We start from the raw sequence: 16,373 nt of genomic DNA on the forward strand, positions 1-16,373 counted from the left end.
CGTTCTCATATCTCCCGGTGACCGGCAGTCGCCGAGCCCCGTTCAGCGTAACGGGTTCGCCTCAGACGCCCGATCCGGCGATCTGCAGGTTGCCCGCGTCGCCTGCGACCTGGATCCAGCGGTTCTCCGAGGTCACGGTGCCATTGGCGAGCTGGTAGGTGAGGGTGACGACCGCGCGGTTGGGCCCGCTGGGGGTGATCGAGCCGACAGTCACCGACCGCACCGACGACCAGAACGACGAGTACTGCCCGAACCCGCCGGTCTGCGCCTGGTACCCGGGCGCGAGCTGTGCCCAGGCCCCGCCGATATTGCCGGGCAGCATGCCGTAGTACCCGGCGATGAACTGGTTGATCCGGTCCGGGGTGGGCGGACCGGCCTGCGTGGTGGTGACGGTCGTGCTGGACGGCTTCGGGGTGGTGGGGGTGGGCTTGGCCGAGGTGCTGGTCGGAGTCGCGCCGGTGGTCGTCGCACCGCTCGGCACGGCCTCGGACGGGGCCGACACGGTGATCGTTTCCTGCTCGGGCACGATGACGACGGTGCTCACCTTGCCGTCGACCATCGTCGTGACGGTGACCGGCGATGCCGGGACCTGCGCCTGCTGATCGCGCTCTCCGCCCCGGTCGCGGGTGACCACCAGCACGACGAGCATGACCGTGAAGGCAGCGACGGCCGCCGCCAACAGCAGGACCGCACGACTGTTGTTCGCGCGGTCGGTGCGCGACGGCGGGACGGGGAACGCCGGATGCAGGCCGGAACCGTCCGTCGGCCCGGCTGCCGCCGCGGCGCGCAACTGGGCCTGGGCACCGGCACGTTCGACACCGTCCGCGGCCGAGAACGCGGCGTCACGCGGCCGAACGAGGCCGGGATCGCCTGCCGCTGCCTGCCGCACCGCGCCTGCCTGCCCGACCCCGCCTGCCGCCGCTCGGCCGACTACTTCGTCCGGACGGCCCGCCATGTGTGCGCCCGCGCCCGATGCCGCGGTTCCGCCCACGTCCGATGCCCGCGGCGCACCCGAGGACGCGCCGGTCGAATTCCGTCCCGAGATGGCCGAGCGGGCAGCCTTGGCCTTTGCGAGGCCGCTGCCGAACAACGCTGCCGCGCCCGACTTCGCCGTCGCTCCCCCGTTCGCGGGTGCGCCGGCCGACGGAATCTGCGTGGTGGCCGCCTCGCTCATCGGCAGAATCTTCGTGGCCGAGGCGGGCAGTGCCGGAACACGGCCCGCCGCGACATCTTCCAGCGCGACACGCGCCTGCGCCATCGTCGGCCGGTCATCGGCCGATGCCGTCAGCAGCCACATCAGGACCGGCGCGAGCGGACCCGCGTTCTTCGGTTCGGGCACCACACCGCGCGCGACGGCGTGCAGCACGGCGAGCGGGTTGTCGCCCTCGCCGAACGGCGGCGCGCCTTCGGAGGCCGCGTACAGCGTCGAGCCGAGTGCGAACACATCGGCGGCGGGCTTCGGGCTGTCGCCGCGCGCGATCTCGGGCGCCAGGTACGCGGGGGTGCCCGCGAGGAAGCCGGTGGCGGTGACGGTGACGTCCCCGGTCGCGTGCGAGATCCCGAAGTCGGTGAGCTTGACCGTGCCGTCGTCGCCGACGAGCAGGTTGGCCGGTTTCACGTCGCGGTGCATGATCCCGGCGTCGTGTGCCGCCGACAGCGCCGCGGCGGCCTGGGCGCCGATCCCCGCCACCTCGATCGGGGGCAGCGTCACTCCGCCCGCCAGCTTCGCCGCGAGACTCGGCGCGTTCATGTACTCCATGACCAGCCACGGCTGGCCGTCCTCTTCGGCGACATCGAAGACGGTGATGGCGTTCGGGTGGTGCAGGCGGGCCGCGATCCGGCCCTCTCGCATCGCGCGCAGTTTGCCTTCCAGCGCTTGCGTACCGGTGAGACCGGGCGCGAGCAGAACCTGCTTCACCGCGACGGTGCGTCGCAACCGGACGTCGGTGGCGCGCCACACGACCCCCATCGCACCCGTGCCGATCGGGTCGGTGAGTCGATAGCGTCCCGCGATCAACCGATCCGATGTCATATCTGTGCCCCTCCTGCTTACCGCCGAGTCGTCTCGCCCTCCGCGCCACAGCGGGATGAAACTTTTCGAAAATCCTACGTGCTGAACTGCTTCGATCCTGTTGCGAGACAGCTCGGCCCGTGGACCCGGCGTCCCATCGTGACCATACTCACAAGCGCCACAACGACGAACGGATCGGCCCGCGGGACCGATCCGATCTGCCGACGCCTCTATCTCGTGCCTGCAGTGTGTCAGGCGTTGAAGTATTTCGCCTCCGGATGCAGCAGCACGAACGCGTCCGTCGACTGCTCGGGATGCAACTGCAGCTCTTCCGACAGCGTCACCCCGACCCTGCCCGCGTCGAGCAGGTCGACCAGCTTGGCACGATCTTCCAGGTCAGGGCAGGCACCGTAACCGAAGGAGTAGCGCGCGCCCCGGTAGCCGAGCTTGAAGTAGTCCTGCACATCGGCGGGATCCTCGGCCGCCACGGACTTGCCGTCGACGGTCAGCTCCTCGCGCACCCGACGATGCCAGTACTCGGCCAGCGCCTCGGTGAGCTGCACGCCGACACCGTGCACCTCGAGGTAGTCGCGGTAGTTGTCGGCGGCGAACAGCGCGTTCGCGAAGTCGGCGATCGGCTGACCCATCGTGACCAGCTGGAACGGCAGCACATCGACCTGTCCGGTCTCACGGGCCTTCTCCCGCGAACGGATGAAGTCCGAGATGCACAGGAACCGGTCGCGCTGCTGACGCGGGAAAGTGAACCGATACCGTTCCGGCGCATCAGGATTCGGCTCGGTCAACACGATGACCTCATCGCCCTCCGATACCGCGGGGAAGTACCCGTAGACCAGAGCCGCGTGCTGGAGCACTCCCTCGGTGGCGAGGCGCTCGAGCCAGGCACGCAACCGCGGACGACCCTCGGTCTCCACCAGTTCCTCATAGGTCGGCCCTTCGCCGGCCTTCTGACCACGCAGACCCCACTGGCCCAGGAACAGCGCCCGCTCGTCGAGCAGACCCGAATACTCCGCCAGCGGCAGACCCTTGATCACCCGGGTGCCCCAGAACGGCGGCGTCGGCACCGGAAGGTCGGCGGCGACGTCGGAACGCTCGGGCACCACGATCGGGACCTCGGCGGCCTTGCGCTCGGCCGCGATTCGCTTGGACCGTTCGTGGCGGGCCTTGCGCTCGGCGGCCTTCTCCTTGGCCGCGATCGCCGCGGGGCTGTCGGGATCGAGGCCACCACCGCGCTTGACGGTCATGATCTCGTCCATCAACCGCAGGCCCTCGAACGCGTCGCGGGCGTAGTACACGTCGCCCTCGTAGACCTCGGTCAGGTCGTTCTCCACGTAGGAACGGGTCAACGCCGCACCACCGAGCAGCACCGGGAACTGCTCGGCGACACCCTTGGTGTTGAGTTCGCCGAGGTTCTCCTTCATCACCACCGTCGACTTCACCAGCAGCCCGGACATGCCGATCACGTCGGCCTTCTTGTCCTGGGCGGCGTCGAGGATGGTCGCGATCGGCTGCTTGATGCCCAGGTTCACGACCTCGTAGCCGTTGTTGGACAAGATGATATCGACCAGGTTCTTGCCGATGTCGTGGACATCGCCCTTCACCGTGGCCAGCACGATGCGGCCCTTGCCCGCGTCGTCGGTGGCTTCCATGTGCGGTTCCAGGTGCGCGACAGCGGTTTTCATCACCTCGGCCGACTGCAGCACGAACGGCAGCTGCATCTGCCCCGAACCGAACAGCTCACCGACGGTCTTCATGCCCGACAGCAGCGTCTCGTTGATGATCTGCAACGGCGGCACCGTCTGCATCGCCTCGTCCAGATCATCACCGAGACCGTTGCGCTCACCGTCGACGATGCGCCGCTCGAGACGCTCGAACAACGGCAGCAGCGCCATCTCCTCCGCACGCGAGGCCCGCGACGACGCCGTCGAAACACCCTCGAACAGCGCCATCAGCTTCTGCAGCGGGTCGTAGTCCTCGCCGCGGCGGTCATAGATCAGGTCCAGGGCGACCTGCTGGTGCTCCTCGGGGATCCGGCTCATCGGCAGGATCTTCGAGGCGTGCACGATCGCCGAGTCCAGACCCGCCTGCACACATTCGTGCATGAACACCGAGTTCAGCACCTGCCGGGCGGCCGGGTTCAGACCGAAGGAGATATTCGACAGACCCAGGGTGGTCTGCACCTGCGGGCGGCGGCGCTTGAGCTCGCGGATGGCCTTGATCGTCTCCTCACCATCCTTGCGCGACTCCTCCTGCCCGGTGCCGAGGGTGAAGGTCAGGGTGTCGATGATGATGTCGGACTCGGCCAGGCCCCAGTTGCCGGTGATGTCGTCGATGAGCCGCTCGGCGATCGCGACCTTGTGATCGGCGGTGCGCGCCTGACCCTCTTCGTCGATGGTCAACGCGACGACAGCGGCACCGTGCTCGGAGACCAGCCGCATGATCTGCTGGAACCGCGAATCCGGGCCGGCGCCGTCCTCGTAGTTCACCGAGTTCACCGCGCACCGACCGCCCAGATGCTGCAGACCGGCCTGCAACACCGGCACTTCGGTGGAGTCGAGCATGATCGGCAACGTCGAGGCGGTCGCCAGCCGCGAGGCCAGCTCGTTCATGTCGTCGGCACCGTCACGGCCCACGTAGTCGACGCACAGGTCGAGCATGTGCGCGCCGTCGCGGGTCTGGTCCTTGGCGATCTCGAGGCAGCGCTGCCAGTCGGCGGCCAGCATCGCGTCACGGAAAGCCTTGGAGCCGTTGGCATTCGTGCGCTCACCGATCATCAAGATCGAGGCGTCCTGCTCGAACGGGACGGCGGTGTACATGCTCGACACGGCGGGCTCGTGCTCGGGGTGGCGGCGATCGACGATCGGGGGCAGCGTCTTCTCGACCTCGCGCACCGCCTCGGCGACCTGCCGGATGTGCTCGGGGGTGGTGCCACAGCAACCACCGACCAGCGACAGCCCGAACTCGGAGACGAACCCACTCAGCGCGACAGCGAGCTCTTCGGGAGTGAGCGGGTACTCGGCGCCGTTGGCACCGAGCACCGGCAGACCCGCGTTCGGCATCACCGACACCGGGATGTTCGCGTGTCGCGACAGGTGCCGCAGGTGCTCGCTCATCTCCGCGGGCCCGGTCGCGCAGTTGAGCCCGATCATGTCGATACCGAGCGGTTCCAGCGCGGTCAGCGCCGCGCCGATCTCACTGCCGACCAGCATGGTGCCGGTGGTCTCCACGGTGACGTGGGTGATGATCGGGATCCGGCGACCGGCGGCGATCATCGCCCGGCGGCTGCCGGTGATCGCGGCCTTGACCTGCAGCAGGTCCTGGCAGGTCTCGATGAGGATGGCGTCGGCGCCGCCGTCGAGCATGCCGAGCGCCGCCTCGGTGTAGGCATCACGCAGCGACACGAACGGCGCGTGTCCCAGGGTCGGCAGCTTGGTACCCGGGCCCATCGAGCCGAGGACATAACGCGGAGTACCGTCGGCCGAGGGGCCCATCTCGTCGGCGACATCGCGGGCGATGCGGGTGCCGCGCTCGGACAGATCACGAATCCGGTCCTGGATGTCGTAGTCGGCGAGGTTGGGCAGATTGCAGCCGAAGGTGTTGGTCTCCACCGCGTCCGCGCCTGCGGCGAAGTAGGCACGGTGGATCTCGGCGAGCACATCCGGGCGGGTGTCGTTGAGGATCTCGTTGCAACCCTCGAGGCCACGGAAGTCGTCGAGCGACAGGTCCGCGGCCTGCAACATGGTGCCCATCGCGCCGTCGCCGATGACGACACGCCGCCGCAGCGTGTCGAGGAGCGTGGTATCGAACCCGGTGGGCAAGGACGCAGACATGATTCAAGACTAGTGGGCGCCCCCGACGAACAAGACCACTGTGGGTGAATCAAGTGGCCTGCGCCACTGTCCGCGGCGGAAACACGCAACAGCGTCGGTCACCGCAAAACAATTCGCACGAGACACTAGGCTGACCGGGTGGATGCCAGTGAAACCCCCGAGACGGAACTGCCGACCTTGCGCAATCCCGTCATGGTTGCCGCCTTCGAGGGCTGGAACGACGCCGGCGATGCCGCCAGTGGTGCCATCGAGCATCTGGAGTTGATCTGGGATGCCGAGCCGCTGGCCGAGCTCGATTCCGAGGACTACTACGACTACCAGGTGAACCGGCCGACGGTCCGCCAGGTCGACGGCGTGACCAGGGAGATCCAGTGGCCCTCGACGATGCTGTCGGTGTGTTCCCCGCCCGGCAGTGACCGTGACGTGGTGCTGCTGCGCGGCATCGAACCGAATATGAAATGGCGCAGTTTCTGCGACGACCTGCTCGAATTCATCGAGCAACTGGGTGTGGAGACCGTGGTCATCCTCGGCGCGCTGCTGGCCGATACCCCGCATACCCGGCCGGTGCCGGTGACCGGTTCGGCCTACAGTCCCGAGGCCGCCGAGCGGTTCAGTCTGGAACAGACCAGGTACGAGGGCCCGACCGGGATCACCGGGGTGTTGCAGGACCAGTGCGTGAAGGCCGGGGTGCCCGCGGTGTCGTTCTGGGCCGCGGTCCCGCACTACGTGTCGCAACCGCCGAACCCGAAGGCGACCATCGCGCTGCTGCACCGGGTCGAAGACGTCCTCGATATCGAGGTCCCGCTCGGTGAGCTGCCGAAACAGGCCGAGGAGTGGGAGGCCGCGGTCAACGAGATGACCCTCGGCGACGAGGAGATCAGCGAGTACGTGCGCTCGCTCGAGGAGCGCGGCGACGCGGCGATCGACCTCAACGAGACCATGTCCAAGATCGACGGCGACGCCATCGCGGCGGAGTTCGAGAAGTACCTGCGTCGGCGCGGTCCGGGTGGCTTCGGCCTCTAGTCCTCGGGACCGGGAGTTCGTCGGGCCCTGCCCGAATGGCCTACCTACCACCGGAATCGGCGGACGAGGACCCTCACGGCATCGAAATCCCGGTTCCGGGTGGATATTTCACCCGGATACCGCCTCGACGACTGCGCCCCGAGGCGCCCGGCTCAGTGCGGCGGCACTCCCCGATCGACATCGACCGCGATATCGATCGGGTGCACGTCGCGACGGCAGCGCGGCGGATCGCCGAGTGTCGGGACTGCCTGCCGGGTAACTCGGCAGGCCTGCCCGGTCGCTACCGAGATGGCGGATCGGCGCATGCGTCGGATCCCATGGCTAACGCTCCAGGGTCAGTACCTGAGCGGCCGCCTCGTGCGCCAGCTTCGCGATCAGCAGGTCACGCGGAATCGTCTGGCCGGTAAGGTGATCGAGTGACGGCACCACCACGTGGTGGGCATCGGCGCGCTTGAGCTCCTGGGTGAGTTCGGCGAACGCCGCACCGTCACCCGCGGGTGCTTCGTGGAACGTCGCGGCGAAACACATGCCCGCGGTGCGCGCGAGGCTGCGTAGCGCATCCTCCAATTGGTCGCTCTGGCCATCGGCCAAATCGTCCCGCAAGTATCCATAGATCAACGCTTCCACCCGAACCTCCGTTGGATTGGGATCGCTGTTCTGTTGTCGGACCTGTTGTTTACCGGTCCCCCCGCGTCGCGCGGTGCGCCACGCGGGGGTACTGCGTTGCCCTGCAAGCTCTCCTGCAAAGCGGGAGCCCGGTTGTCATGCCGAGCACCTGCTTACATCATGAACAATCGCGGCCCCCGGCAGCAGATGTCAATCCGATGACATCTACATGCCCTATCCGGGACGCCGAACGTTAACTGGTGGAATACTACCGCCGTGACCGCAACTGATGATCGACCCGTATGGGCTGTTCGGATGCGCTCGGAACGTGACGCGAGGGGGTGGTCGCAAGGCGATGCCGTTCGCGCGATGCGTGCCAAGTCCTCCCACAACCTGCCGACGGACAGTACCTTGCTGCGCAACTGGCGCCGCTGGGAATCCGGGGAATCGCGACCTGACGAGTTCTACGCGCCGATCATCGCGGCCGCGTTCGACACCGTCCCCGCCGCGTTCTTCCCGAAGTCCCGTCCCAACCGCGATGACGAGCTGTTATCGGCAACCGGTATGGACACTTTGGAGTTCATCGGACGACTCAGGATGTCCGACGTCAACAGCGCCACCCTGGACGCGGTGCGGATCACCGCCGAACGGCTGTGCTGCGAATACGCCTATGCCGACCCACATGCGCTGCACACCGAGGGGACCGCGTGGCTGCGCCGGATCACCTCGCTGCTCGACGGCAGACTGACGCTGAGCCAGCATCGAGAGATCCTCGTGCTGGCGGGTTGGGTGGCGTTGCTGGTCGGTTGCGTCGACTACGACCTCGGCCGCAGAGGCGGTGCCGAAGCCACCCGCCGGGCCGCCGATTCCCTCGGCCGGGAAGCGGGCAATCCGGAGATCGTCGGGTGGGCCGCGGAGATGTCGGCGTGGTTCGCGTTGACACAGGGCAACTTTCGCGGCGCGATCGATGTCTCGGAGAAGGCGATGGCCGGTACCACGTCGTCGAGTGTCGGGGTGCAGTTGGCCGCGCAGCGCGCCAAAGGCTGGGCTCGGCTCGGTGACCGTCGCGCGATGCAGACCGCGCTCGACGAGGGCAAGGCGATCCTGTCGCGGATGGGGCACCCGGCCGATCTGGACAACCACTTCGTCGTCGACGCCACCAAATTCGACTTCTACGCGATGGACTGCTGCCGGGTGGCGGGCCAGGATCGACTGGCCGAACGCTACGCCCGTCAGGTGATCAGCGATTCGACCCGACCGGACGGTTCGGTCCGCAATCCCATGCGGGTCTCGGAGGCGCGGCTGACGCTGGCTGTCGTCGCGGTGCGCGACCGCGATCTCGAGCGCGCGGTCGAGGAGGGCGTCGCGGCGTTCTCCGCGGGTCGCAAGTCGCTGCCGTCGCTGGCGTGGATCGCGGGCGAGGCGGCCAGGGAGATCATCGAACGCTACCCAGGAGATCAGCGCACCCAATCGTTCCTCGAGCAGCTGCGATCGCTCAATGTCGGATGAGTTCGCCAGGCGATGCCACGCCGATCGGGGACGGGTCCGGCGGGGCACGGGAAGGCCACCACTAACCTGTCTACGGTGACCGACTCCGCCGACGGCCTGCCCAGCGCCGTACCCGCCCTGTGGGACGAACGTCTGCGGTTGTTCTCGTTCGCGACCGCCGAGAAGCGCGCCGACTACCTGCGGGTGCTGCGCGCCTTCGACAGCGCCCGGGCCGCCTACGTGGTGTTGTTGCACGCCGACGACGTCGCGGAATGGATTTCCCGGGTCGAGGCGGGCGGCCGGGTCGAGGCGGCCGCGGGTGTCCCACTGCCCGCGGTCGAGATCGGTCCGCTGCTCGAGCAGTTGCATCGCTGGGGTGTGCTCGAACGCAGCTATGACGGCACCAGGGCGGCGACGCTGGCCGAGTACCGCAACCGGCACTACGTCTACCAGTTCGCGCAGGCCGGTTTCCAGGCCTACCGGGCGGTGGCCGGGGTGCTCGCGGCCCGCATGGAGGACGCGTCGCTGTCGCGGCTCGTGCTCCCCGAGTTGCTCGCCGACCTGCGCACGCTCGCCGCCGCCAACCGCGACGGCGATGCCGAGCGGGTCTACACCACCCTGCGCAGGCTCGACGCCGCACTCACCGACATGGCCGCGCGGGCCGCGCACTTCTACCTGTCGCTGGGCGATCTGGTGCGCACGACCGAGATCACCCCGGAATCCTTTCTCGCGCACAAGGACGCGTTGCTGGCGCACATGCGGGAGTTCAGCATGGATCTGGCCCGGTTCGCGCCGCGGCTGGCGGCGGCGATCGGCGAGGTCGAGGAGACCGGAGTCGAGCAGTTGATCGGTCGCGCGGCCGGGTGTGACGAGCGGGTGTTGTTGAGCCTGGCCGAGCGCGAAGCGGATTGGCGTTCGCGGTGGGACGGGTTGCGCACCTGGTTCGTCGCCGCGGGCACCGAGTCGTCGGAAACCTGTGAGGCCGACCGACTGCGCGAGGCGACGATGAGCGCGATCGCGGCGGTGCTGTCGCTGTTGCGCCGGGTCACCGAGACCCGCCGTGGCGGCATCAGTCGGGAATCGGCGTTGCGGCACCTGGCCGAATGGTTCGTCGCCACCCCCTCCGCGGGCGGTGCGCACGCGCTCTACGACGCGGTGTTCGGACTAGGCAAGCCGCGTCATCTGTCACTGGAACATCCCGATGCGGAGCTGATTCCGACCAGTCGTTCCTGGTGGGAAGCACCGCCGTTGGAGATCTCGCGCACCCTCGCCGAGACCGGGCGCGCACCCACCGCGGGCGCCCCCGCCCGGATCGCGCGCAACGACGCGGGTGTGCGGCGGCTGCGCGAGGCACAACTGGCGGCGCAGCGGGACCGGGCCGCGGCCGCCGCCTCACTGTCGAAGGGCAATGTGCACGAGCGGGTCCTGGATCAGCGCGAGACGGCGGTGCTGTTGCGCCTGCTCGACGCGGCTTCCACCGCCTGGGTGCCGGTGAGCGGAAATGTCGACGGCACCACCGGTTCCGACAACGGTGTGACGTTGACGGTGCGGCCGTGCGACGGGTCGACGGTGATCCGCACCGCGGTGGGGCTGCTGCATCTGAACAATCGCCGCCTCGAGGTGCGCGGCGGTTCGGCGCGACGGGGGGCTGCGCGATGAAGCGGCAACGGATCGACGCGCTGGCACTGGACAGCTACCAGCGGGCCGCGCGGGTGATGCTGGCCAATCACCTGGTCACCCGCGTCTACCCCGATCGGATCGCGTTGCCGTTGATCCGTCGCTGGGCGACCGAGCTACGCGAGGACCTGGCCGAATTGTTCGGCTACCGGCTGGAAGTCACCGAGACCACGGCCCGGCTCTACCCGGTCCACGATCGACTCGACGACGCCCGGCCCGCCCGCAGCGTCAACGATCGTGTCTTCGACCGTCGCCGCTATGCCTACCTGTCGTTGGCGCTGGCCGCCCTCGGCCGGGCGGGCGATCAGATCACCCTGTCGGAATTGGCCGAGCACGTCGCCGATTACGCGAGCCGGATCGAGGGCCTCGACCTCTCGACCGAGCGGGCCGCCGACCGCGATGCCTTCGTCGACGCTGTCGGCTGGCTCGGCGCGCGCGGCGCGCTGACGCTGGCCGACGGCGACGCGGGGGGCTGGGCCACCGACCCGGAGGCGGGCGAGGCGCTCTACGACATCGACCGACCGGTGGTGTTCGCCCTGTTCCGGCCGCCGCGAGCGCTCCAACACCTGCACAGCGTGCGCGGTTTGCTGGCCGACGACGCCGATCAGGCATCGCCGGATCAGGCCCGCCGGGTGCGCCGGGCACTGGTCGAGCGCCCGGTCGTCTATCTCGACGAACTCTCCGACGCCGAGCGGGCGCTCCTGGGCCAGGACCGGCTGGTCGGCGAGGTCGAGTACTGCACCGGACTGCGGGCCGAACGCCGGGCCGAGGGTGTGGCGCTGATCGACACCTCGGGTCGACTGTCCGATACCCGCTTCCCCGGCACCGGCACCCTGGCGCAGGTGGCACTGCTGCTGATCGGTGAGATCGCCGACGCGGTTCTCGATATCGACAACCCGGTCGCCCGGCGGCCCGGCGCGCTCACCCCCGACGACGCGTTGCTCGAGCAACTCGACGCGTCCATTCCCACCGCGGGCGTGTTCGCCCCGCTGGCCGATGACATCGACATTTCTCCTGCCGCAACAGATTTCGACGACGAAACCACTGATTCCGCCGAACCGGTCACCTATCCGTTCCTGGCCGACGCCTGGGTACGCACCACGGTCATCGCGCTCACCGACCGCTACGGCGCGACCTTCGCCGCGCAGTGGCAGGCCGATGTCGGCGGGCTCACCACCGAGGTGCTCGCGCTGCTCGCCAAGCTGCGGCTGATCCGGCCGGTCGACGACGGGCTGCTGGTCTTGCCCGCACTGGCCAGATATCGGGGTGCGGTGGTCACCGTGCGAGTGCGCAAGGCCGAGGAATTGTTCGTCACCGCCGCCGATACCGACGGCAGCACCGGAGAGGCAGGGGTCTGAGCATGTCACTCATTCACGGCGGAGTGCGGTTCGTCCCGACCCGGGCGGGCATCGTCAATCTGTGGGACTACCGCGATCAGGAGTTCAGTTTCGCCGACGGCCGTCTGGTGCTGCGCGGACCCAACGGTTCCGGTAAGACCAAGGCACTCGAGGTGTTGTTCCCGTTCGTGCTGGACGGACGGATCGAACCGCGCAGGCTCAACCCGTTCGCCGGCGAAGAACGCACCATGAAGTCGAATCTGCTGTACCGCAAGCAGGAATCGGCCTACTCGTATGTGTGGATGGAGTTCGCGCGCGGCAGCTGGGACGATCCCGAAACCGTCACCGTCGGCATCGGCATGCGCGCCACCCGCTCCTCGGACAAGGTGACCCGCTGGTACTTCGTCGCCGACGGCCGCGCCGGGGTGGACTTCTCGCTCATCGGACCCGACGACCGTCCGCTCACCCGTAAGCAACTGGCCGAGCAGATCGGCAGCGACGCCATCGTCGACCGTCCCGTCGAGTACCGCGCGGCGATCGACGCGCGCATGTTCGGGCTCGGCGTGCAGCGCTACGACCAGCTGATCAACCTGATCCTCACCCTGCGAAGGCCCCAGCTCGCCAAGAACCTCGACCCGCGTGGGCTCTCCCAGGCCCTCACCGACGGCCTTCGCCCCCTCGACGAGCAGTTGATCCTCGACGCCGCTCGCTCGTTCAGCGATATGGAAGAGGTCGGCCGGACCCTCGACGGCCTCGTCCAGGCCGACACCGCCACCCGCCGTTTCGTCGACGTGTACCGCAAATATCTTGCGGTACAGGCGAAAACCGACGTCGACCAGCTGCGCACCCGCCTCGACGCCGTGACCAACGCCTCCACCGCGCTCTTCGCCGCGACGGCCCTGCGCACCCGTCGCGACACCGACCGCACCGAAGCCGAGACCAGGGCCGAAAACGCCGATCACGCCTACGAACAGGCCATCGCCGACCGCGAGAACCTCCAACGCTCCAGTGCCTACGAGGGCAAACAGCAACTCGACGACCTGGCCGATGCCGTCCGCCGCCTCGAAACCTCCGCCGCGGCCCACCGCGACAAGGCCGCCGAGGCCGCGCATACCCTGCAACGCCGCGCCGAAGAAGCCTCCCGGGCCACCGAAGCGGTGCGCACCGCGGCAGCCGCCCTCGTCCGCGGAGAAGACGCGGTCCGCGCCGCCGCCGAAGAAGCAGGCATCGAATGGACTCCGCCCAGCGCCGAAGGCCGCGGCGACCAGTTCACCGCGGCGGTCCGCGGCCACGCCGAAGAGCGCGACGCCGACGTCCGCGCCGTTCGAAAGGCACTGGGCAAGTGGGAAACCGCCGCCGCGGACCGCACCCGGTCCGAACGCCTGGCCGAACGCGCGATCGAACTGCGTGACTCCGCCGCCGCGGAAGTGGCCCACGCCGAAGCAGCGGTCACCCTGGCCCGTAGCGAATCCGCGGCCGCCCTGCGCACCTGGTGGAACACCAACACCGAGGTTTTCGCACCGGTCGCCGAACTCGACGGTGTGCCCGCGGAAGGCGGCGGGCCGGTCGACCGAGGTCGTGCCGCGGGCTTGTTCGAGGCGCTCGACACCGCCGTGGCCGGCGCGGGAGTGGCCGACATCGCCTCGGCATCCGAGGTTCTGGCCGAGCGATGCGAGCCGTTGCAGGAACAGATTCGCACCCGCCGCCAAGAGGCTCGATCCCGCGCGAGCGCTGCCGCCGCCCGCCGCGACGCGCTGGCTGCCGAACGCGCGCAGATCGCCGCCCAGCGCGACGACGCTCCCCCGCCGCATCCCGCCAGAACCGGTGTCCGAGAAGGACTTCCGGGTGCTCCCCTCTGGCAGCTGGTGCGGTTCGCCGACTCGGTGTCCGCGCAGGATGCGGCCGGTATCGAAGCGGCGCTGCAGTCGGGCGGCCTGCTCGACAGCTGGATTTGCGGCCCGACCCTGCCCGCCGCCATCGACTCCGACCATTTCCTGCTCCCCTTGCCGGTCGACCAGCGCCCATCCGGCCGCACGCTCGCCGATGTCCTTGTCGTCGAGGAGGATTCCGCCGCGCTCACGGTTCCCACCGAGACGGTCGCCGCCGTGCTGGCCTCCATCGCTGTCCACGACGCCGCACAGCCGCACAGCCCGGACCCCATGGCGGCTCCAGGCGCGGCGTCGTGCACCGGAGCCAGGCTCACCCCGCTGACCACTGCCGAGACCCCGCACGTCGTGGTCGGCCTCGCCGGATCCTTCCGACAGGGCGTTCTCGTAGGCCACCACCACAAGCCCGAGGCCGAGTTCATCGGGACGACCGCGCGAGCCCGCAGGCGTGAGTCCCGGCTCGCCGAGATCGAAGCGGCGATCGAGGCCGCCGCAGCCGAGCACGACGACGCACGGGCCGAAGACGCTTCGGCCACTGCGCAATTGGCCGCGTTGTCGGCAGCCGCCAAGGCTCTGCCGCGCCCGTCGGCGGTGACCTCCGCCTTGCGTGCCGTCGCCGAGACCGCCGGTCTGATGCGTTCGCGGGTGGAGGCCGCGACGCAGGCCGAGCGCGAACTCGACCAGGCCGTGGCCGAAGTCGCGGCCTTGGACAAGAAGGTTCGCGCCGCCGCCGCGGCACACCGAACCCCCCGCGAGGCGCGCGAACTCGACGCCCTGGCCGCCGCCATCCGGCATTTCGAGAACACCGGCACCGGACTGCTCCGCCTGCGCGCCGAGCACGAGCGGGAACGTGAACGCGAACGCGAGGGCGCCGACCGGCACGACGAAGCGCGGGCACTGGCCGAGGCGTTCGCCGAAGAGGCCGAGGCGGCCCGGCTCGGCTATACCGAACAGCAACGCAAACTCGAAACGCTGCGAGAGGCCTTGGGCGCCAGTGCCGCCGACATCGACCGCGACCTCGAGCTGGCCCGCGGCGCCATCGAGGCCGCCAAAGCCGAACAGCGGGCCGCGCGCAAGGCCGCCAATGCCGCCATCGAGGCGGTCGGCGACGCCGAGGCCGCCTATCGCACCGCCAACGAAGCGCTCGCCACCGCGCTCACCGAGGTGCTCGGCGAGGTACGTTCGCTGGCGCCCTACGCCCGACCCGATTTGCTGAGCTTGTTGGGCGCCTCGGTCGAACATCGTTGGCCCAGCAGCGATGCCGCGTGGTCCACCCCGGAACAGCTGCAATACCGCATCGTCGCGGCGGGCCCGGAAGCCGACCCGGTGGTGCTGCCCGACGAGGTGGCCGCCCTGTTCGCCGACCTCGACACCGCCACCAGCCAGGTGCGCGCCACCGAGGCCGGCCGCAAGTCCACACGGTCCGCGGTGACCAGCGCACTCCAGGAATTCGACGCCGCGCTCACCGCATCCGGTCGCGATTACCGTCTGAACTGGGACGCCGCCGACGGACTCACCGTCGTCGCCGTCCACGACGAGAACGGTCAGGCCGCCCTCGCCGACTTCGCCGCCAGTATCGACGCCGCCCGCCGTGACCAGGAACTACTGCTCACCGACGCCGAACGCCGCATCCTCGAAGACGCGCTGCTCACCGGCCTGGCCCAGCAGATCCACGAACGCACCACCGACGCTCGCGAACTCATCTCCCGTATGGGCGCGGAGATGAAGCAGCGGCGGATGTCGTCGGGCAACACCATCGGCGTGCACTGGATCCTGGCCGACGGCCTGTCGGAGTCGGCGCGCTCGATGTGCAAACTCCTCGACCGCGACACCACCGCCCTCAGCTCGGAAGACCTGGGCTCGGTCCGCGCCCATTTCGCCGCCGAGATCCGCGCGGCCCGCACCGCGCACCCGGAACGCTCGTACCCCGAAATCCTCGCCGCCACCCTCGATTACCGCACCTGGCGAGTCTTCTCGTTCACCCTCATCTCCGGCGACGGCACCGAGGACAAACTCACCGTCGCCCGCCACAGCGCCCTCTCCGGCGGCGAACAGTCGGTCTCGCTGCACCTTCCCCTCTTCGCCGCCGCCCACGTGATGCTCGACTCGGCCGATCCGCAGGCTCCCCGCCTGCTGGCCCTCGACGAAGCCTTCGCCGGTGTCGACGACAACGGTCGCAGCGAATTGCTCAGCCTCAGCGTGCAATTCGACCTCGACCTGTTCATGACCGGTTACGACCTGTGGATCACCTACGCCCACGTCCCCGGCTGCGCGCATTACGACCTGGCTCATTCCACCGCCGAGAATACTGTCAGCGCAACACTTCTCGTCTGGGACAGCGGTGAGCTTCTCGCCGAACACGATGGCGGCGATCTCACCACGGCGCTGGGCTCCCCCAACCGCCGTCGCGTTCCCAACACCATCGAGGGCGGGTTGACGCTGGAGGGCATGCCCGGCGAACCGGCATCGGTGGGCTGAACTCGCGGGTCCCTGCGGC

The 16,373-nt window shown here is 69.0% G+C and carries 8 protein-coding genes; 5 read left to right on the top strand and 3 right to left on the bottom strand.

Annotation, left to right across the window (positions count from 1 at the left end):
* Positions 1-61 precede the first annotated feature (61 nt).
* Positions 62-2,032, bottom strand: coding sequence for a serine/threonine-protein kinase (locus QX204_RS18825; RefSeq protein ID WP_301901077.1), 1,971 nt, complete (start codon positions 2,030-2,032; stop codon positions 62-64).
* A 230-nt stretch (positions 2,033-2,262) separates the two neighbouring features.
* Positions 2,263-5,859 carry a methionine synthase gene (metH, locus tag QX204_RS18830; protein WP_301901079.1) on the bottom strand — a complete coding sequence of 1,199 codons (3,597 nt, stop codon included), beginning with the start codon at positions 5,857-5,859 and terminating at the stop codon, positions 2,263-2,265.
* 192 nt (positions 5,860-6,051) lie between these two features.
* Here metH and QX204_RS18835 point away from each other — a divergent pair, with 192 nt between their 5' ends.
* Positions 6,052-6,882, top strand: coding sequence for a PAC2 family protein (locus QX204_RS18835; protein WP_245915185.1), 831 nt, complete (start codon positions 6,052-6,054; stop codon positions 6,880-6,882).
* A gap of 321 nt (positions 6,883-7,203) precedes the next feature.
* Here QX204_RS18835 and QX204_RS18840 read toward each other — a convergent pair whose 3' ends face one another.
* Positions 7,204-7,509, bottom strand: a complete 306-nt coding sequence (locus tag QX204_RS18840; protein ID WP_301901081.1) for a hypothetical protein — start codon at positions 7,507-7,509, stop codon at positions 7,204-7,206.
* A gap of 348 nt (positions 7,510-7,857) precedes the next feature.
* Here QX204_RS18840 and QX204_RS18845 point away from each other — a divergent pair, with 348 nt between their 5' ends.
* The 4 genes from QX204_RS18845 to QX204_RS18860 all read left to right on the top strand — a co-directional run bounded on the left by QX204_RS18845 (position 7,858) and on the right by QX204_RS18860 (position 16,354).
* Positions 7,858-8,997 (top strand): NsdA family TPR-like regulatory protein, encoded by a 1,140-nt coding sequence (locus QX204_RS18845; RefSeq protein ID WP_062983552.1) that lies wholly within the window; start codon positions 7,858-7,860, stop codon positions 8,995-8,997.
* A 132-nt stretch (positions 8,998-9,129) separates the two neighbouring features.
* The gene (locus QX204_RS18850; RefSeq protein WP_357370698.1) at positions 9,130-10,635 is read left to right on the top strand and encodes a TIGR02677 family protein; all 1,506 of its coding nucleotides are present in this window, start codon (positions 9,130-9,132) and stop codon (positions 10,633-10,635) included.
* Positions 10,632-12,011: a TIGR02678 family protein gene (locus QX204_RS18855; RefSeq protein WP_301901086.1), complete on the top strand. Its 1,380-nt coding sequence runs from the start codon at positions 10,632-10,634 to the stop codon at positions 12,009-12,011. The genes QX204_RS18850 and QX204_RS18855 overlap by 4 nt, the downstream gene beginning before the upstream one ends.
* 2 nt (positions 12,012-12,013) lie before the next feature.
* Positions 12,014-16,354 (top strand): SbcC/MukB-like Walker B domain-containing protein, encoded by a 4,341-nt coding sequence (locus tag QX204_RS18860; protein ID WP_301901088.1) that lies wholly within the window; start codon positions 12,014-12,016, stop codon positions 16,352-16,354.
* The last annotated feature ends 19 nt before the right edge of the window (positions 16,355-16,373 follow it).

The sequence above is a fragment of the Nocardia sp. PE-7 genome, from assembly GCF_030486425.1.
In the GTDB taxonomy this organism is placed as follows: Bacteria; Actinomycetota; Actinomycetes; order Mycobacteriales; family Mycobacteriaceae; genus Nocardia; species Nocardia salmonicida_A.

Coding starts and splice junctions, on each gene's coding strand:
- QX204_RS18845 (WP_062983552.1), top strand. CDS start 7,858: ATGCGTGCCAAGTCCTCCCACAACCTGCCGACGGACAGTACCTTGCTG.
- QX204_RS18860 (WP_301901088.1), top strand. CDS start 12,014: ATGTCACTCATTCACGGCGGAGTGCGGTTCGTCCCGACCCGGGCGGGC.
- QX204_RS18835 (WP_245915185.1), top strand. CDS start 6,052: ATGGTTGCCGCCTTCGAGGGCTGGAACGACGCCGGCGATGCCGCCAGT.
- QX204_RS18855 (WP_301901086.1), top strand. CDS start 10,632: ATGAAGCGGCAACGGATCGACGCGCTGGCACTGGACAGCTACCAGCGG.
- QX204_RS18825 (WP_301901077.1), bottom strand. CDS start 2,032: ATGACATCGGATCGGTTGATCGCGGGACGCTATCGACTCACCGACCCG.
- metH (WP_301901079.1), bottom strand. CDS start 5,859: ATGTCTGCGTCCTTGCCCACCGGGTTCGATACCACGCTCCTCGACACG.